This window comes from Pedobacter gandavensis, assembly GCF_014172405.1.
Classification (GTDB): Bacteria; Bacteroidota; Bacteroidia; order Sphingobacteriales; family Sphingobacteriaceae; genus Pedobacter; species Pedobacter gandavensis.
Map to the genome: position 1 here is coordinate 78,597 of NZ_WNXC01000002.1, position 17,922 is coordinate 96,518.

16 protein-coding genes are annotated in these 17,922 nt (G+C 39.8%); 10 read left to right on the plus strand and 6 right to left on the minus strand.

Translation table 11 applies throughout. From position 1 onward, the window contains the following. The first annotated feature begins 40 nt into the window (after window positions 1–40). Complete coding sequence (locus GM920_RS08195) at window positions 41–949, plus strand: Rpn family recombination-promoting nuclease/putative transposase (protein WP_182955600.1); 909 nt, start codon at window positions 41–43, stop codon at window positions 947–949. A gap of 40 nt (window positions 950–989) precedes the next feature. Then, window positions 990–1,874: an Rpn family recombination-promoting nuclease/putative transposase gene (locus GM920_RS08200; protein ID WP_182955603.1), complete on the plus strand. Its 885-nt coding sequence runs from the start codon at window positions 990–992 to the stop codon at window positions 1,872–1,874. Window positions 1,875–1,900: 26 nt separating this feature from the next. On the opposite strand, the gene GM920_RS08205 is transcribed toward GM920_RS08200, so the two are convergent. Then, window positions 1,901–3,157, minus strand: coding sequence for a hypothetical protein (locus GM920_RS08205; protein WP_182955605.1), 1,257 nt, complete (start codon window positions 3,155–3,157; stop codon window positions 1,901–1,903). A gap of 217 nt (window positions 3,158–3,374) precedes the next feature. Then, on the minus strand, window positions 3,375–5,654 hold the full coding sequence (locus GM920_RS08210) for a glycosyl hydrolase family 95 catalytic domain-containing protein (protein ID WP_182955607.1): 2,280 nt from the start codon (window positions 5,652–5,654) through the stop codon (window positions 3,375–3,377). A 248-nt stretch (window positions 5,655–5,902) separates the two neighbouring features. On the opposite strand from GM920_RS08210, the gene GM920_RS08215 reads away from it, so the two are divergent. Further along, window positions 5,903–6,193: a putative quinol monooxygenase gene (locus GM920_RS08215; RefSeq protein WP_182955610.1), complete on the plus strand. Its 291-nt coding sequence runs from the start codon at window positions 5,903–5,905 to the stop codon at window positions 6,191–6,193. A 1-nt stretch (window position 6,194) separates the two neighbouring features. Here the strand turns inward: GM920_RS08215 and GM920_RS08220 are convergent, their stop codons facing one another. Continuing rightward, window positions 6,195–6,959 (minus strand): methyltransferase domain-containing protein, encoded by a 765-nt coding sequence (locus tag GM920_RS08220; RefSeq protein ID WP_182955613.1) that lies wholly within the window; start codon window positions 6,957–6,959, stop codon window positions 6,195–6,197. Between the two features lie 373 nt (window positions 6,960–7,332). On the opposite strand from GM920_RS08220, the gene GM920_RS08225 reads away from it, so the two are divergent. The 5 genes from GM920_RS08225 (at window position 7,333) to GM920_RS08245 (ending at window position 13,834) form a co-directional block, all read left to right on the plus strand. Further along, window positions 7,333–8,166: a DUF6266 family protein gene (locus tag GM920_RS08225; RefSeq protein ID WP_182955616.1), complete on the plus strand. Its 834-nt coding sequence runs from the start codon at window positions 7,333–7,335 to the stop codon at window positions 8,164–8,166. Between the two features lie 479 nt (window positions 8,167–8,645). After that, window positions 8,646–9,902, plus strand: coding sequence for a hypothetical protein (locus GM920_RS08230; RefSeq protein WP_182955618.1), 1,257 nt, complete (start codon window positions 8,646–8,648; stop codon window positions 9,900–9,902). A gap of 56 nt (window positions 9,903–9,958) precedes the next feature. Next, entirely contained in the window at window positions 9,959–11,005 is a 1,047-nt protein-coding gene (locus GM920_RS08235) for a type II asparaginase (RefSeq protein ID WP_182955621.1), read from the plus strand. Window positions 11,006–11,081: 76 nt separating this feature from the next. Further along, on the plus strand, window positions 11,082–12,491 hold the full coding sequence (gene aspA / locus GM920_RS08240) for an aspartate ammonia-lyase (RefSeq protein WP_182955623.1): 1,410 nt from the start codon (window positions 11,082–11,084) through the stop codon (window positions 12,489–12,491). After that, complete coding sequence (locus GM920_RS08245) at window positions 12,488–13,834, plus strand: anaerobic C4-dicarboxylate transporter family protein (protein WP_182955626.1); 1,347 nt, start codon at window positions 12,488–12,490, stop codon at window positions 13,832–13,834. The genes aspA and GM920_RS08245 overlap by 4 nt, the downstream gene beginning before the upstream one ends. A gap of 114 nt (window positions 13,835–13,948) precedes the next feature. Here GM920_RS08245 and hxlA read toward each other — a convergent pair whose 3' ends face one another. Together hxlA and hxlB are read right to left on the minus strand one after the other, a co-directional pair. Next, a complete protein-coding gene (gene hxlA / locus GM920_RS08250; protein ID WP_182955629.1) occupies window positions 13,949–14,581 on the minus strand; it encodes a 3-hexulose-6-phosphate synthase in 633 nt (210 codons plus the stop codon). A 34-nt stretch (window positions 14,582–14,615) separates the two neighbouring features. Then, window positions 14,616–15,206 (minus strand): 6-phospho-3-hexuloisomerase, encoded by a 591-nt coding sequence (hxlB, locus tag GM920_RS08255; protein WP_182955631.1) that lies wholly within the window; start codon window positions 15,204–15,206, stop codon window positions 14,616–14,618. Window positions 15,207–15,383: 177 nt separating this feature from the next. On the opposite strand from hxlB, the gene GM920_RS08260 reads away from it, so the two are divergent. Further along, the gene (locus GM920_RS08260; RefSeq protein WP_235964484.1) at window positions 15,384–16,265 is read left to right on the plus strand and encodes a helix-turn-helix domain-containing protein; all 882 of its coding nucleotides are present in this window, start codon (window positions 15,384–15,386) and stop codon (window positions 16,263–16,265) included. A gap of 8 nt (window positions 16,266–16,273) precedes the next feature. After that, window positions 16,274–17,002, plus strand: a complete 729-nt coding sequence (locus GM920_RS08265; protein ID WP_182955633.1) for a DUF92 domain-containing protein — start codon at window positions 16,274–16,276, stop codon at window positions 17,000–17,002. A 33-nt stretch (window positions 17,003–17,035) separates the two neighbouring features. Here GM920_RS08265 and GM920_RS08270 read toward each other — a convergent pair whose 3' ends face one another. Continuing rightward, window positions 17,036–17,908, minus strand: coding sequence for a pirin family protein (locus GM920_RS08270; protein ID WP_182955634.1), 873 nt, complete (start codon window positions 17,906–17,908; stop codon window positions 17,036–17,038). Window positions 17,909–17,922: the final 14 nt, after the last annotated feature.

Sequence of the window (17,922 nt, forward strand, 5' to 3'; positions counted from 1 at the left end):
ATCCAGAAAAAACAGCGCCTAGAAAATAAATCACTGAAATATGAACGCAGCCATCACCTCAGCTCCTTTTCTTGATCCCTTAACTGATTTCGGTTTTAAGTATCTGTTTGGTGCGGAAACGAACAAAGGTTTCTTGATTTCCTTTCTTAACGCAGTTTTTAAAGGCGAAAAGAAAATAATAGCAATTGAATATGGAGCTACAGAATCGGCGGGAAACTTAAAGAAATTAAAAAAGGTATTTTTTGATGTAACCTGTACAGCAGATAATGGTAAAAAGTTCATCATTGAAATGCAGCAAAAAAAACAAGAGTACTTCAGAGATCGGTGTGTTTTTTATTTATCAAGGTCGATCAATGAACAGGTTTCTATGGGAAAAAGATGGCAGAGACCACTCAAAGAAATTTACCTGATTGCTTTGCTGAATTTTAAACTGACCGATAGCGAACCCGGCTCTTATCTCCAGAACATCGCGTTAATCAACAAAGATACAGGAAAGGCATTTTACAATAAGCTCGGTTTTAAATTCTTTGAATTACCCTGCTTCAATAAGAAAGAAGAAGAACTGGAAACAGATTTAGACAAATGGTTATATACCCTAAAAAATATGAGCACACTTACAAAAGTACCCTTAAGCTTCATGGATGGAGTTTTCTTTGAATTTTTCCAAGAGGCAGAATTAAATAAGATGTCCAAAATAGACCGGGAGATCTATGCGTCCAATTTTAAAACTTATAATGATCATGAAAATACCATTAGTTATGCTAGAAAAGAGGGAAAAATAGAAGGAAAGGCTGAGGGAAAGGCTGAAGGAAAAGCAGAGGGGCGAATAGAGGGCGCCACAAAAACCAGGCTACTCATTGCCCGAAATTTAAAACAACTGGGATTCCCGATAGATCAAATCCATAAAATAACCAAGCTTCCAATTACGCAAATTGAAAACTTGGAATAAATCCAGAAAAAACAGCGCCTAGAAAATAAATCATTGAAATATGAACGCAGCCATCACCGCACCTCCTTTTCTTGATCCCTTAACTGATTTCGGTTTTAAGTACCTGTTTGGTGCGGAAACGAACAAAGGATTTTTGATTTCCTTTCTTAACGCAGTTTTTAAAGGCGAAAAGAAAATAATAGCAATTGAATATGGAGCTACAGAATCGGCGGGAAACTTACAGAAATTAAAAAAGGTATTTTTTGATGTAACCTGTACAGCAGATAATGGTAAAAAGTTCATCATTGAAATGCAGCAAAAAAAGCAAGAATACTTCAGAGATCGGTGTATTTTTTATTTATCAAGGTCGATCAACGAACAGGTTTCTATGGGGAAAAGATGGCAGAGACCACTCAAAGAAATTTACCTGATTGCTTTGCTGAATTTTAAACTGACCGATAGTGAACCTGACTCCTATCTCCAGAACATCGCGCTAATCAACAAGGATACCGGAAAGGCATTTTACAATCAACTCGGATTTAAATTCTTCGAATTACCCTGCTTCAATAAGAAAGAAGAAGAACTGGAAACAGATTTAGACAAATGGTTATATACCCTAAAAAACATGAGCACACTCACAAAAGTACCCTTAAGCTTCATGGATGGAGTTTTCTTTGAATTTTTACAAGAGGCAAAATTAAATAAGATGTCCAAAATAGACCGGGAGATCTATGCGTCCAATTTTAAAACTTATAATGATCATGAAAATACCATTAGTTATGCTAGAAAAGAGGGAAAAATAGAAGGAAAAGCAGAGGGGCAAATAGAGGGCGCCACAAAAACCAGGCTACTCATTGCCCGAAATTTAAAACAACTGGGATTCCCGATAGATCAAATCCATAAAATAACCAAGCTTCCAATGACACAAATCGATAGCATGGAATAATTGAATAGAGCGACATAGATAGTTACCTAATCAAGTTGAACAACATCCTTCCTGAAGTATGGCGCATCAACCAGATATTGTAAAATAGATTCAGGGTCTTTGTCTGCGATTTGATTGACAGTGAATTCCTTCATGTGTCCTAGTTTTAGTAGAGATCCACAACCTGCATCATTAAATAGCTTGCTTAATTTCTCATTTTGATCAATGTGGTAGGAGTTGAAAGCTGGAAGTGTATCGATTTCCAGGTACTTTTTATCTTCCTTAACCACGCTTAATAGACGTCCTAATTTTTCTCCTTCTAAAGTATCGTTATTGGTTAGAAATAAAAATGTATGGACCACCAACTTGCTCCCATGGAGTCTTACCACAAGATAGCCAACTTTGAGACCTGCGACTAAAAAATCGACATGGCTCACCTCTCCATTCCATCGATGAGAGATCTTTCGATCCATAAAAGTCAGCAGCAATATTTGATGCATGATTCCAGGGACTATATTGATTCTTTCCTGTAGCCTGTCAAGTGTATGCGTACTGATATATAATTCCAGTGGAACGTCCAGGCCGGTAGTCTTGAATCCCAGTAATGATGGTTTAACATTATGGTGCTCCCAGTTGAATTCGGGGGATGGCCAACCTAGACGCATAGCCGTACGGATACCTTTATTTGTATCTATCTTTTCCTTTTTAGGTTTAAAACTATGAATCATGATGTCATTTTGAGGATTGAATTTCGCAAAATAGGGCGTCATAGTCAGGTCAGCCCTATAAATGTGGTCATTAAAATCGCTCAATAATGTACAGGTATCGGTAACGAGATAAATCAGTGTTTCTTGCAAATCACGATGGAACAATCCACTATCCGAGCAGAATGAAAAATGCTCCTTGATTTTTTCGAATTCAGGATCACCATTGGTTTCAAGCTCCCCGAGACTATCTGTTAATGTAATCCCTTCGGACAGATACCAGGTAAATGGGATTTTATTGCCATTGGGAAGCGTCAGCTCCATACCTTCCATCTGCTGCTGCAATAGTTTATTAAACTTCAGTACAGTAACTTTATCTATGTCTGATCCTTCAGCAACTTTGGCTTTCAGCCCCGGATATCGGAGTTCATAAAGATTCTCCAGATAAACATCATGAAGGATTTCCAAGAGTTCTTCACCACCAATAAGCACAATTATTTTTCTAGTACGATCCAGAAATCGCTCCTTCAATGCCTTGCGTTGTTGCTCAATATTAGCAGCTGATCTAATTGACTGCTGCTTCTTTTTCTTTCTATCCATTTATTTTTGATATTGGCAACACGCTACATTAAAATCATCAGATTTTGCCTAATAACCTGCTACTATCTTTCATTTACAGGATATAAACCCCATCAATAGCAGCAACAGAATTAACCTAAACAAAAACACAGCACTATTCAGTTAATCGCAAGCTACATAAACTAACAACAAATATTATTGAGCTCATAGCATAACAGAACATAAACTAGCTAACAAATTATAAAACAAGACGTTTCTTTTGTAATCCCCAGCTCCAGTTTGGTCTAATGCTTGAAGTTACTGGATTTATATTGAACTTTTGATTTGGATACCCTTCAGAAAGCAGAATTGTCTCTCCAGGCAACGTACTGAAGCTAATGTTTACTTTCCCGGCATTTTGAAAAACGGAAAAATCTATACCTCCCCTTTTATCAGAAGTAACAAGACTAATATTGAAGTCAGTTTCCAGTCGGCAGGTATCTCCTTTTGAGCTATAAACCTTAATAAACTCCGTTTTTCCTTTCACTTTACTTGCAGAAACCAGGAATCCTCCTTCCGTACGAAGCTTATCAAATGAAACATCTTTCCATGCCGCTGGTACTGCAGGAAAGATTCTTATTTTATTCCCCCAACTTTGAAGGAGTAGCTCTTGAATAGAAGTTGCAGCAGATAATGGTGTTTCTATAACCGGCCCAGACTCCTGGTATAGGGTGTTTGGCTGAATATACTGATCGAAAAGCTGATTAAGCAAATCATAAGCTTGATCCCCTTTCCCCATCATAGCATTGATAGAAGCTGCACCTGTAAAAGTATATCCTTGCAAGGCGCCTTTCAAGGAAAGCCAATGATTCAATGACTGCTCAATTAAAGCTTTATTGGTGGTATCCAAAGGCGTCAGTAAATGATAAGGGTAAATCATCAACATATGAGAATAATGTCGGTGAGAACTTGTTAAACTTACGTTTTTACCAATCATCAATCCAGTTTCATTTACCGGATAGGGTACTAGGTTTTGCAGTATGTTTTTCCATTTATCAAGATCAGCATCCTGAAATCCATCTTTTTCATTTAAACTGATTAAAGTAACCAAGCCCCACCGTAAACTAGACAATGCATAATTCGCATCTTCTGCATACTTATACTCTGGAGAAAAAGAGGAAGGTAAGTGCAGAACTCCATGTTCATCCTTTTTCAAATGATACAAAAGGTGGTTCACAGACCTTCTCAACAATGGATAAATATTCTTTTTTAGTTCTTCTCTATCTTTTGAATAAGCATAATATTGGTAATAATAGAACATAGTCCAGGTTAGATTTCCCAATTCAAACTGCCCGTTGTCCTTATTGGCTTCTGCCAATGGAGCCAATAAATCATAACCAGAAATCCTACCGATAGCAGCCGCATCTTTCCTCCAAACTTCCGGCACATTATTGATTAGATTTTGTAAATTTCTATTTAAGGTATTGAACAGGGGTTTACCCAATTCCAGATGGTTGGCAGTAAATATTGGCGAATAGGTAAGTTGTGTATTGAGGTTCCACCAGACTCCTGGCCATGGGGTTTTCCCATTAAACCAGGGTCCCATCAGGTCAATCATTGGCAAGTTCTCTCGTGTAGCTGAAGCCAATTTATAGAGTTGTATCCAGTAAAAACTCTCCATCCGTTGATCAGGAATAGAAATGAAACTCTGCTGATAAAACTGGTGCCACCACTTTTGGTGGGCTGCTACAACGGTCTGATATTTTGACTTGGAAAAAGTCTGTATTGCCTGACTGGCCTCTTTCAGCTCATCGGATTTCCCATCTGCATCATATCCTACGGAAATGATCATTGTACTTTCATTTGCATGTTTCTTATTGGCCCATACTGTAGCATAACCTCCATTATTCAACAAGGATTGTTTACACACATCGAATGATCCAACTTTTGAAAGTTGATAGGCCGGATTTTCAGGATACACTACAGGATTTCCTGCATTCTGCTGATTCATCCTTGGACTTTTACTTTTTTCAGGCATAAACTGCCAATTGATATTTTTCTCGGACTGTGTGCCTTTTGCGGAGATATAAATTACATTGGTATTGGCTGGTACAAATGAGTTGAACTTCAAGGTTCCTTTAGTAGTAAAAATAGTTCCTTCTGCCCTTGCATTGTAAATATCCAGGGTCATTTTCGCAGCAGTAATTTCCCCTACAGTCTTGAGGGTCATGCGGCCAATTGGCAATCTAGGTTTAGAAATTAAGGGCTCTGAAAGTCCTGCACCCTGATGTTCCCGCTGATCGGTTACATCGGTTCGGCCAATATCAAATCGGATCGTATGTGCATCTTCTTTATAAATATTTGTGCCTAACAAGCCATTTCCCAAAATGATTCCACTATAATAACTGGTACCAATCGTATCCCAATGTAAGGTTTGTCGCTTCATGAATACTGGCCAATTGATACCAGCAGGTTTTACCTGTGCTGACAAAACACTTGTGCTCAACAAAAAAAAGAAAAAGGATAAATAGGATTTCATATGCCAGAAAGTTTCATTTAGCAGCCTGCTAATGCAGAGCTCATTAGCTAAATCTAATCAGATTTAGTTTAAATATCCAGGCTTTGCCAAAATCGCTGAACATTATAACGAAATGCTAAAATCAATAAAATCTCTTTTTTGAAAAAACCCAGAAACCCTCATAATTATAATAGCTCATTATGATTTCTGTTATTTTCATAGTACAGGAAAGCTGATTACTTTTGTTCAATCACAAAAATAAATAGAAGATGAATATCAACTTAACTGCCATTATAAAAAGTACCGAAGGGAATTCGGATGCGATGAAAGCACTGCTACTAGAATTACTTGCTGATTCGAGAAAAGAAAGTGCATGTATTCAATACGACCTTCACCAGGATCGTGAAAATAGGAATGTGTTTCTATTCCATGAGATCTGGGAAAACCAGGAAGGACTAGACTTGCACAACTCACAACCTCATATTGCACGTTTTGTTAGCGAATCTGTGCACATCATTGATGGTCCTGTCATCATTCACAATACAGAAAAATTAGCTTAATTTAAAACCGTCCTGACATCAGGGTTCTTTTAAATGGATAAAAAACAGGCTTTTCGGGATATCGTTCCTGAAGCCTGCTTTTGTATTCATTTGTAAAAATGGACTTCAAGTTTTCAGGAAGGCGCTCTAAGTAAGGCAGCATTGCGGTTCCGGAAGTCCATTCCAAGATGGCATTTGCATCGGATAAAACATGCGGATATACCTTCTCATAAATCGTCATTTCCTGACAACCTTGTTCAAATAAAATCTGAGCATAGACTTCTATATTGAGCACAGTTGTTAATCTGATCCAACCATTTAAGGCTTCTTTAAACGGACTTTCTTTGGCGATTTCCTGGAGCGTCTTATGGGTAAAATGATCATGATTTGAGGGGATTTGAATCAAAATTTGTCCACCGGAATGTAGTAAAGCAATCATTTCCGGCCAAAGTTGTTCATGCTGATCCAACCATTGCAATGCTGCATTAGAAAATATCAGGTCATATTTTTCTCCGGATTGAATTTTATTTTTTATGTCGATATGCTCAAAATGCAAATTTTCATTTTCGAAAACAGCCGCATCTCTTAACATCTCTTTTGAAGCATCTATGCCGAGCACTTGTGACCCTGGTAATTCCTGCTGAATTTTATGGGTAAGTTCTCCTGTGCCACAACCAAGATCAATTACTTTCAGCTTTTCCCTCTTATCTAGCATTCCCAACAAATCATAAAATGGCGCGTAACGCTCTTGTTTGAATTTATTATATAAATCTGGATTCCAAGACATGGCTTATTGATTTTTAATTTCTGAATCACCTAGAACAACAATAAAATCAGGCTAATGGTTTAGCGATGATTTCGCTCCCTTTACCTGGGGCGACTTAAGCTAACGCTCTTTTCTACCCAACCCTACAGCTAATTGCAGGTAAGTTCATATTGGACCTAGAATTACATGGGCCTTTTTAGGCTACTATCAGGGGGTTGGTAGGGCCTAGCCCAGCCTATAGCCCTATCAAAGCCGTTAAAATCACCAAGTTACTTTCTTTTAATTCCGGAAAGAATATAGTCTCAATAAGGATTTACCTCGAATTAAAAGCGTATCTTCCTACTGTTCATACTGAACACAACTTTACGCTACTTCAAACCTTAACCTCTTAATTATGGCACTAGCTTCAAACGGACCACAGGGTCACCTCAATGGAAAAGTTGGCAATCTTGTCTTTTATATGCTCAATGGACAACCTGTAGTCCGTCTAATCGGTAGAAAAGGAAAACCCAGCAGGCTTCAACTGGCTAACTATCAGGCCATGGAAGTGACCATGAAATTACTCAACAGAATGGGCAGTTTTATTAAACTAGGCTACGGTTTACAGGCTAAGGGAACAGTGCAAAATGCCCATAATTTGGCCACTTCCTACCATAAAAAAGAGGCTCTACAAGGGGAATACCCTAACATTAGCATCGATTACAGTAAGGTGATGCTAAGTAGAGGTGTGATGCCAGAAACCAAAGATTTGAAGATTGAAAAGGTTGCTGGTGGATTAGAGATCAGCTGGGATCCGACACATTCCAGTGAATTACAGCACAACGACAGTGTGATGGTCATGATTTGTACTCCAGAAACCAACAATGACCGGGAATACCTAAATATCGCCAGAAGATCTGAAGGCAAATGTTTTATCCCAATGTATGAGGAAGCACTGAATCAACAAATAGAGCCCTATATCTCCTTTATTTCTGCGGATGGAGAAAGGATATCTGATAGTGTTTATCTAGGTAATTTGAACGGATTAGGGGAAAATAAGACTGAGAAAGCCGCGAAGGAAAAATACCAGCAGGTAAAAGCAAGATTTGATCAGGTAGAAGGCAACTATTTAGGGCAATTGAAGGAGAATCACGGGAGTAAACCGAACTCCAAGGCTTTTAAATATTTGGAAAAGGAATATAAAGTCCTCAAAAATCAATTGGTACACTTACCCGGGAAACCTGGTTAAGCCAAATTAAAAGAATCTATACAAAGTACTCAAAAATTGCCGGCCAAAATTCAGCGAAGGTTATTGCTATGGCCATTAAAAAGAAACAACAACCACAAGTATTATCAAATAACAACGTTTATTTTCCTTATAGACAGCTATTTATTAGCCAAATTTCAGATGCAAGTAATTCTCGTAAAAAAAAACTCTATTTGAAGGCATTCATTTCCAAAAAAAGAACACATAAATACCATCAAGTTAATTCAAACACGCATCTACATGAAAATCAGGTCATAAAAAACATTTAAAATATTTGCAATAAATTTCAAACATTTAGAGCCTTAAGGGGTTGTTCAAGAAACAAAAGTATTTCCTTCATTCTGCTACCTCTTTATGAAAAAACTACTCCGTACGCTTGCAATTGCTATTCATAGCGATTTTAGAGGATTTTTTTTCTTGAGGGAAACTCATGTCCTCATCTCCCCCCTTAAATCGCATCTATGAATACAACCTCTACAAAAGTTAAATTTTCTATTGGGTTACTGCTCGTTGGCTGTTCGTTAATCACGACACAGGCGCAGGCACAGCTCATAAAATATGAAAGTAAAGACTCGCTGAATGGTAAACCTAAGATCAGTTCTGCATTGATCGGGCGGCTAAAACTCAACGGAATTTATGACATCACTGGGAACTTGCATGGCAACAGTTCCTTTCTCATCCACGAAAATGACGTTTACGGCGGTAACAAACCTGCATTTTGGGTGGATATGCGCCAAAGTCAGCTGCGCTTCACCACCACTACTCAATTAAAAAATGGCAAAGAGATCAAGGCCATGTTGGAAGGTGATTTTGAAGGCGGCCCCAACCGGACATCGCTATTCAGGTTACGTCATGCCTGGATCAAATACAATAACTTCACCTTAGGACAGAATTGGTCTACTTTCGGTGATCCCGATTTATGGCCGGCAAGTTTATTGGATTGGGATGGCCCTACCGGAATGGTATTGAGCAGAAGAATTCAGTTGAACTACAGAAATAAATTCAATCCCAATGGTAGAGCTGGATACGAAGTTGCGGTAGAACAAATGGAACCTCGCAGACTTTTCGACTATACGACCAATGATGCGCTTGGGGTAGATTATGCACCCAGAAGAATGCCTGATGTGATTGGTGCATTGAGATACGACTATGACAATGGAGGCTTTATGAAAGTTGCCGGAATCTATAGAAACATCGCTTATGACTCCAAAAACGTATTGGAAGGGGCTACAGACTTCAAGTTCAAAGCGGCCAATGGTTGGGGGCTAACTGGTATGGCCAGTATCTTTTTCGACAAAAAATCAGGTTTGGTCAACAACTTACAAGCTCAATTTAACGTTGGAAAAGGCATTGCAGATTATTTCCTGGCAGTTGGCGGTTCTGGATTAGATGGTTTTGCCAATGGCAACAAATTGGGAGAATTAAATCTATTGAATGTTCATTCCGGTTTTGTCTCTTACCAACGTTTCTGGAAGCCTAAATTCTCTACCATGGTGATCGCTTCGTATAACCATTTTTATGGTGGAGAAGGTACCGCTAGTCCCTGGAATGAAATGACCAATTACCACTTCACCCTAAACTTTTCTTACAACATACTGGACAATCTAATGGTAGGTTTTGAGCCACAAATCGGCTACAAAGAGCTTCATCTGGATGAGGGTATCAAAAAAGGAAAGGATGCTGTACGCATCAACTTCGGAATGTTATATAATTTCTAGGGATATCATTCTACAATACAAAGCATAAATCTACAATAAAGTATAAATCTACAATTATGAAAAAACTACTGTCCCTTTTAGTAATGGTCCTGTTGCTGCAGGTAGCGTATGGCCAAAAACCAAGAATCATCATACTGGCTACCGGTGGAACTATTGCCGGTGAGGGCGCTTCTGCAGATCGTGCGGGATATACGGCTGGTAAAATCCCCGTTTCGGCTTTAATTGGCTCTATACCTACAATTACGCAGATCGCTGATGTGAGTGGTGAGCAAATTTCCTCAGTAGGAAGTCAGGACATGAGTCTGGAAATCTGGAAAAAACTAGCGATCAGAATCAATGAGATCTTTAGCAAAAAAGAAGCGGATGGCATCGTGATTACCCATGGAACAGATACGCAGGAAGAGACCGCCTATTTCCTGGATTTGGTAGTTTCTTCGGACAATCCAGTGGTGCTTACCGGAGCAATGAGAGCATCTACTGCAATTAGCGCTGATGGCCCTAAAAACCTGTATGACGCCATTACCGTTGCTGCAAGTCCGAAAAGCAGGAACCGTGGCGTATTGGTTTCTTTTAACGAGTCGATTTTCAACTCCAGAGATGTGACCAAATTGAGTACGACAAAAGTAAATGCATTTGGTTCTCCAAATAGTGGTCCTGTTGGACAAGTGTTCGATGGCAAGGTAGAATTTTACAAAAGTTCTGAGCGTCGTACGCCACATATTGCCCCATTCAGCATTGATAAAAACACCGTTTTCCCTAAGGTAGAGATTGCCTATATGTATACTGATGCTTCTCCATTGTATATGGATCTTCTGATTAAAGATAAAGTAGCAGGAATTGTGATTGCTGGTGTGGGTAATGGAAATTTCTCTAAAGCATTTACCGCAGCGGTTAAAAAAGCAGTTTCTGATGGCATTATCGTTTGTCGCGGGAGCAGATGTGTTTCTGGTCGCGTAGTAGAAGATGGAGAAGTGAATGACCAGGAGTTAGGAACCATTGTCTCAGACGACTTAAATCCTCAAAAAGCAAGAATTTTACTCATGCTGGGCTTAACAAAAACACATAAAAGTGCGGAGCTACAAAAATATTTCATGCAATACTAAGGCCAGTTATAACCTCATTATAACGATTAAACAAACATATTTTAAAAACACTTATACTATTTAATTTTATACTATTATGGCAACTTTCCGAACTGAACACGACTTTTTAGGCGAAAAAGAAATCAGCAATGACTGTTATTATGGCGTTCAAACGATGCGCGCAAAGGAAAACTTCGACATTACAGGAATTCCAATTGGTAGTGAGCCACTTTTCATACAAGCCTTTGGTCATGTAAAAAAAGCGGCTGCATTAGCCAACAGAGATCTTGGGATCTTAGATGCTAAAAAAGCGGAAGCCATTGTTTATGCTTGTGACAGGCTGATTGCCGGTGAATTTACGGATCAATTTATCAGTGATTTGATTCAGGGTGGTGCTGGTACTTCGACCAACATGAATGCCAATGAAGTTATTGCCAACCTTGGTTTAGAATATTTAGGCTATAAAAAAGGGGAGTATATTCATTTACATCCAAACAACCACGTTAACCTTTCTCAAAGTACCAATGACGCTTACCCAACGGCCTTTAGAATCGCTGTTTATCTAAAGATCAAATCTTTCGCATTGGCGCTGGAAGAATTACAGGAAGCCTTCTTCTTCAAAGGAAAAGAGTTTAAGGATGTGCTAAAAATGGGAAGAACGCAACTTCAAGATGCCGTTCCGATGACCTTAGGTCAGGAGTTTAATGCTTTTGCCACTACTTTAGGTGAAGATGTATTGCGTTTGAAAGAGGCATCATTGCTGATCACAGAAGTAAACATGGGTGCTACAGCTATTGGAACGGGTGTAAATGCACCCGAAGGATATTCTGATCTATGCGTTAAATATCTGGCGGAAATCAGTAAGGTTCCAGTAATCCTTGCGGCAGATTTAATTGAGGCAACTTATGACACTGGCGCTTTAGTACAGTTAAGTGGTACTTTAAAGCGTAATGCCATCAAGTTGAGTAAAATCTGTAATGATTTAAGGTTATTGAGCAGCGGACCAAGATGTGGTTTGAATGAGATCAATCTTCCACCGATGCAACCAGGTTCTTCGATCATGCCAGGAAAAGTAAATCCGGTGATTCCTGAGTTGATGAATCAAACTTGTTTCTATGTTATTGGGGCAGATTTAACAGTTACCATGGCTGCTGAAGCCGGACAATTACAATTAAATGTAATGGAGCCAGTTATTGGAATGGCATTATTCACTTCATTGCAATACTTGACAAAAGCTTGTCTGACCTTAAAAAATAAATGTGTGTTAGGAATCACTGCAAATGAAGAGCACTGTAAGAATATGGTGATGCAGAGTATTGGTATTGTCACTCAATTGAATCCAATTCTAGGTTATGAAGAATGTGCTTCTATTGCAAAAGAGGCCCTTAAAACCGGTAAATCTATTTACGAGATTGTGGTTACGGAGCGAAAACTTATTACCCAGGCGAAATGGGATGAGGTTTATTCAATTGATAACCTGATCAACCCTAAATTCATCTCACAATGATATTCGTCCAGCTCGGCATATTACTAGCCATGATCCTAATCGGGTCTCAAATGAAAGGTATTGGGCTCGGGGTGATGGGAATGGTAGGCTTAATGATTTTTGTGTTGGTGTTTAAAATGACACCCGCTGAGCCTCCTTTTGCCGTGTTGTTGATTATTCTTGCCATTGTAACCACCGCCGCCACTTTACAGGCGGCTGGTGGTTTAGACTATCTGGTCAGTATTGCCGAGAAAATCATTAGAAAAAACCCTAGTCAGATTACTTTTATCGCACCTTTTACTACTTACTTCCTTTGTCTGTTTGCGGGAACTGCACACATTGTGTACTCTCTTTTACCGATCATTGCGGAGGTGGCAGCGAAGCAAAGAATCAGACCTGAAAGACCTTTATCAGTATCTGTAATTGCCTCTCACCTGGCGATTACCGGGAGCCCTATGAGTGCCGCTACGGCTTCGCTTGTAGCGATTCTGGCTTATTCTACGGCTTCGATAGACATCATGAAGATTTGTATTCCTGCTTCCATTGTTGGCATATTTGTCAGCATTCTGGTGGTACGTAAAAAGGGTGTAGAGTTAGATAAGGATCCAATATTTTTAGAGAAAATGAAAGATCCTGAATTTGCGCGCTCCATGGATCCTACGGATACAAGTGGTGGTAAAAATCATTATCAAGCTGCTCCAGGCGCAAAAATTGCGGTTGGGATATTTGGACTGGCCATTCTGATGATCATTCTATTTGGAGCCTTTCCGCATTTGGTACCTCATGTTGGTGGTGCAAAGAGCTTTAGTGTAAATGCGGATGGGACGATTTCATTGACAAGTTTGATCATTATGATCACCTTAACGGCTTCTGCCTTGATGATGCTGATCACTAAGACATCGGCAACAAAAGTGGCTAAGATGAGTTTATTCACTTCTATGGCAACTGCAGTAGTTTCTGTATTGGGTGTGGTATGGATGAGTGCTACTTTTATGGCAGCAAATGAGGCCGTAATCGCGCATACGTTTAAAGATATTGTTGCGGAGCACCCCTGGACTTTTGCTTTCGCATTGTTCCTGATGGGCGCTTTGACCTTTAGTCAGGCGGCAACCACCAGAACGATTATGCCGATGGGTGTTGCTTTAGGCATTGTGAACCCGCATTTGATTGCGATGTTCCCAGCTGTTAGCGGTGATTTCTTACTTCCAGGCTACCCTACCCTGGTTGCGGCGATAGATTTTGACCGAACTGGGAGTACGAAGATTGGAAAATATGTGCTGAACCATAGTTTTATGGTGCCAGGGCTGGTGGCCTTATCGGTAGCCATTATAGTTGGTTTTGCATTAACGGGTATCTTCTTTTAGTATTCCGCTGGTTAAAGGCCATAAGTTAATGACAAAGCCCCCAATTATTGGGGGCTTTGTCATTTGTGAAATGCGACACTATTAGTGACTAATTCTTTCTAATTTTATTTAAAATTATGCTGCATCCATTGCTTCGCGCAATGCTTTTGCTGCTGCTGCCGGATCTTCTGCGCCATAAATTGCTGCACCTGCAACTACTACTGATGCACCAGCTTTAACTACTGCTGCAACGTTATCAAGATTAACACCACCAGCTACAGAAACAGGTACACCTACTCTTGCTGTTTCGTCAATCAATACCTGGATAGAATATCCTGGCGTCCATTGTTCATCTAAACCTGCGTGTAATTCAACAAATTCCACACCTAATTTAGTTACTTCTTGTGCACGTCTAACGCGATCTGGGTAACCAATTGTGTCTACTACAATACCTTTTCCGTGCGCTTTTGCTGCTTTAACGGCACCGATAATTGTGGCATCACCAACAGCTCCCATTACCGTAACTAAGTCTGCACCTGCTTTAAAAGCGATATCCGCTTCTAATTCACCAGCATCAGCTGTTTTCATATCTGCGAAAACCAATTTATCAGGGTGTGCGTTTTTCATTGCAGTGATTACTGCAGCACCCATGTTTTTAATCAGTGGAGTACCCAGTTCAATAATATCAACATAAGGGGCAACTTTTGCTGCCAATGCTAATGCTTCTTCTGTCGTTAATAAGTCGATTGCTACTTGTAATTTTGCCATAATGATTTTATATAATAAATGATTTAATTCCTGACTACTCTAGATTTGCGTGTCGTTTCCAGAGTTCTGTATTGGCTGTATCGTCCATCTTCCATAAAGTTTGAAATACCGCATCCGTTAGCAGCAGCAGGAACTGTTCGAATAAGCTTCCTGCATATTGCCTCGAGCGACTACCTTCATGGTCTTCTTTTTCCGCAGCGGGGATAAGGATCAATTGATCTGCAATATTGGCAAGCAACGAATGTGATTGCGTCGATAGTGCCAGCACTTGAGCCCCTACTGACTTTGCTTTTTCTGCGGCTTTCACAATGGAACTTGTGGTACCAGATCCTGAGGCTGCGATCAAAAGATCGCCTTCCTTTATTGCTGGAGTGGTCGTTTCACCCACAAAATGAACATTTAATCCCAGGTGCATTAAGCGCATTGCTGCTGAGCGCATGGCGAAACCGGAACGTCCTGCGGCAATAATAAAAATATGGTTGGCTGTTTTGATGGTGTTTGCAAAAACTGCGACTTCCTCAAAATTGATTTGTTTTAACAACCAGGTATTTTCCATTAGTATCATTTCAAGGTGATTACGAACCTCTTTTGCCAATTGCTTATCTGTTGTGGTGATGACCTCCATTATAAAGTTTTTAATCCGGTGTAAAGGTAGGTTGGCTTTCTTGCCCCCCTGTTACACTATCAGCCATTAATATGGGACAATTAGGAAATCCGGGCCTTTAAAAGTCATCGTTAAGCCACAAAAAACAAGGTATTTCCGAATAGTCCACTATATTTTCCTAATCGTCCCATCTGCCGGATGGAGAGTCCTTATCTTTATACCATGATGAATGTTGCGTTACCGGCGAGCTTGGAAAAATCATTGATTTATATTCGTAATCTGGGTAATTGTCCGCCGAGTTATCTGAATGATCCGGGGAGGAAAGACTTTTTTGAAATTGTGTGGTTAAAGAATGAAGATGCTTTACATGCCTTAAAGGATACTGACCTGGATGCTAAAGGCGATTGGATTTACCTGATTCCCCCTTATCGCGTACATCAATTGAATAAAGCAGGAAAAAACGGCGAATTAATCTCTTTTAAGCGAGACATGCTGGAAGAAGAGGACAAAGAGTTTCTTTTAGATCTCTTTAAGATTTTCAATGTGCAGGGCGAATTCTCTTGTTTGCGGTTAGATGAGCACGCTGCTGCTGAGCTTTCAGAAATTTTCAGTTTACTGGAAAAAGAGTACAGAAACCAAAGCATGACCATGGTAAAAGCTTTACTCAAGGTTTTCTTATTGAAATTAATCCAGGTAAAAGAACATGACTTTACCAGTCAGGATATCCATCAAAAGCGTGTTTACGAGTTTTTAATGTTGTTGGAAAGCAATTATCAGCAGGTTCGTAACACCGATTTTTATGCGGGTAAACTGGGTATTAGTTCTAAGCGACTGAATCAGATTTTGAAAGAAAAATTAGACAAAACGGGGATGCAGCTCATCCATGACCGGATTATTCTGGAAGCGAAACGCAGCATCATTCACAGTGAAACGACAATCAAAGAGATCGCTTATGAGCTGGGATTTTCTGACAGACCTTACTTTAGTCGGTTTTTCAAAAAGCAAACTGGCCAGACACCAGAAGAATTTCAAAAGCAAGCAAAAGAGCACATTAAGGTTAAATTCAACACTTTAGTTTAAGCAGGATTATGCCCCCCATTTTAACTGACCCTTTTCTGCAAATTGTACTCATCCTACTGATGGTGGTTATGGTTGTTTGTGTAAAGATTGGAAAGCTGACACGATATGCGGCTTTAACCGCAGCAGTATTGGGTTTTCTGGTTGCATCGGCTGCCGGTTTGAAGGGGATTTCGTTGTTAGGGGTGTTTTTTGTACTCAGCGTCCTTGCCACTTCACATAAAAAGGCGGTTAAGCGGTTAATCAATAAAGATTCCGGAGAAAAACAAGGCCGAGATGCCTGGCAGGTTTTGGCAAATGGTGGTGTGGCCGGACTTACTGCCATACTTTCCCTTCTGAATCCAGCGCATCAAGACTTATATCTGCTCATGATGGCAGCAAGTCTGGCATCGGCTCTTGCCGACACCTTATCTTCGGAATTGGGCATGGTTTACGGTAAACGCTTCTACAATATCATTACCTTTAAAAGAGAGGCCAATGGATTAGATGGAGTCATCAGTCTTGAAGGCAGTATCATTGGTGCAATTGGTGCCGGAATCATCGCTTTAATCTACGCAGGATTTGGGCAGTTGGCACTAATTGTAATTATCGCAGGAATCATAGGCAATCTCACAGATTCCTTGTTAGGAGGACTATTGGAGCGGAAACACTTGATCGGGAATAATATGGTCAACTTTTTAAACACCGGGTTTGCTGCAATCGTTGGTTTGATACTTGCCTTAGTATTCCATATTTTCTAATCCAACTAAATCCTCCTTTAAGCTAGATATTTATTAAACCTCTTCATTTTCCAGGTAACCGAATTTACCGGCGGCAACATCTGCAAAGGCCTGATCAATTTCTTCCTGGGTATTCATTACGAATGGCCCTTTATGCACAGCTGGCTCATTCAATGGTTTTCCATTTAGGATCAAAAACTTAGCTTTTTCTATGGCCAGAATCTCCAGTACCTCTCCTTCATTTTCGAACAAAACAAACTGCTCTTTACCCGCTTCAACATCGTTCAATTTAAGTTGCCCTTCCAGGATGAGAATGCCCATGTTGTATGTTGCCGGACAGTCGATTTTCATTCCAGCCCCCGCGTTTAAAGTCACATCCAGTAAATTCATTGGACTATAAGTTCTTACCGGGCTTTCTACACCTTGATAACTTCCTGCAATAATTCGTACCTCTCCATCTTCGAGTGTTACCTTTTTGATCTCCTCTTTAAGTAGGGTTTGATAACCAGGTTCTACATATTTGTAGGCCTTTGGCAATATGGTCCATACCTGAATCATTTGCAGATTTCCTCCTTTACGGGAGAACTCCTCTTCGAAATACTCCTTATGCAGAATTCCCTTTCCGGCAGTCATCCATTGTACATCACCAGGGCCCACAATCCCATGATGTCCGGCGCTATCTGAATGCGAAACGGCCCCTTGATAAACTAAGGTTACCGGTTCTATCCCACGATGCGGATGTACATTTACGCCACGTTTCTTATCGCTGGGTTCGTAATAAGTTTCCGGTTGATAATCTATCATGTAAAACGGGCTCATTTTATCACCCAGATTATTTCCATTTGGAAAAATATTGATCACTTTAAAAGCGTCTCCAACAGCGTGTTTGTAATTACTATTGTAGATTCCTGCTATTTTCTTTTTCATAAAAATCTATTTTC

Coding starts and splice junctions, on each gene's coding strand:
- GM920_RS08195 (WP_182955600.1), top strand. CDS start 41: ATGAACGCAGCCATCACCTCAGCTCCTTTTCTTGATCCCTTAACTGAT.
- GM920_RS08225 (WP_182955616.1), top strand. CDS start 7,333: ATGGCACTAGCTTCAAACGGACCACAGGGTCACCTCAATGGAAAAGTT.
- GM920_RS08205 (WP_182955605.1), bottom strand. CDS start 3,157: ATGGATAGAAAGAAAAAGAAGCAGCAGTCAATTAGATCAGCTGCTAAT.
- GM920_RS08230 (WP_182955618.1), top strand. CDS start 8,646: ATGAATACAACCTCTACAAAAGTTAAATTTTCTATTGGGTTACTGCTC.
- hxlB (WP_182955631.1), bottom strand. CDS start 15,206: ATGGAGGTCATCACCACAACAGATAAGCAATTGGCAAAAGAGGTTCGT.
- GM920_RS08260 (WP_235964484.1), top strand. CDS start 15,384: ATGGAGAGTCCTTATCTTTATACCATGATGAATGTTGCGTTACCGGCG.
- hxlA (WP_182955629.1), bottom strand. CDS start 14,581: ATGGCAAAATTACAAGTAGCAATCGACTTATTAACGACAGAAGAAGCA.
- GM920_RS08265 (WP_182955633.1), top strand. CDS start 16,274: ATGCCCCCCATTTTAACTGACCCTTTTCTGCAAATTGTACTCATCCTA.
- GM920_RS08245 (WP_182955626.1), top strand. CDS start 12,488: ATGATATTCGTCCAGCTCGGCATATTACTAGCCATGATCCTAATCGGG.
- GM920_RS08210 (WP_182955607.1), bottom strand. CDS start 5,654: ATGAAATCCTATTTATCCTTTTTCTTTTTTTTGTTGAGCACAAGTGTT.
- GM920_RS08215 (WP_182955610.1), top strand. CDS start 5,903: ATGAATATCAACTTAACTGCCATTATAAAAAGTACCGAAGGGAATTCG.
- aspA (WP_182955623.1), top strand. CDS start 11,082: ATGGCAACTTTCCGAACTGAACACGACTTTTTAGGCGAAAAAGAAATC.
- GM920_RS08200 (WP_182955603.1), top strand. CDS start 990: ATGAACGCAGCCATCACCGCACCTCCTTTTCTTGATCCCTTAACTGAT.
- GM920_RS08235 (WP_182955621.1), top strand. CDS start 9,959: ATGAAAAAACTACTGTCCCTTTTAGTAATGGTCCTGTTGCTGCAGGTA.
- GM920_RS08220 (WP_182955613.1), bottom strand. CDS start 6,959: ATGTCTTGGAATCCAGATTTATATAATAAATTCAAACAAGAGCGTTAC.
- GM920_RS08270 (WP_182955634.1), bottom strand. CDS start 17,908: ATGAAAAAGAAAATAGCAGGAATCTACAATAGTAATTACAAACACGCT.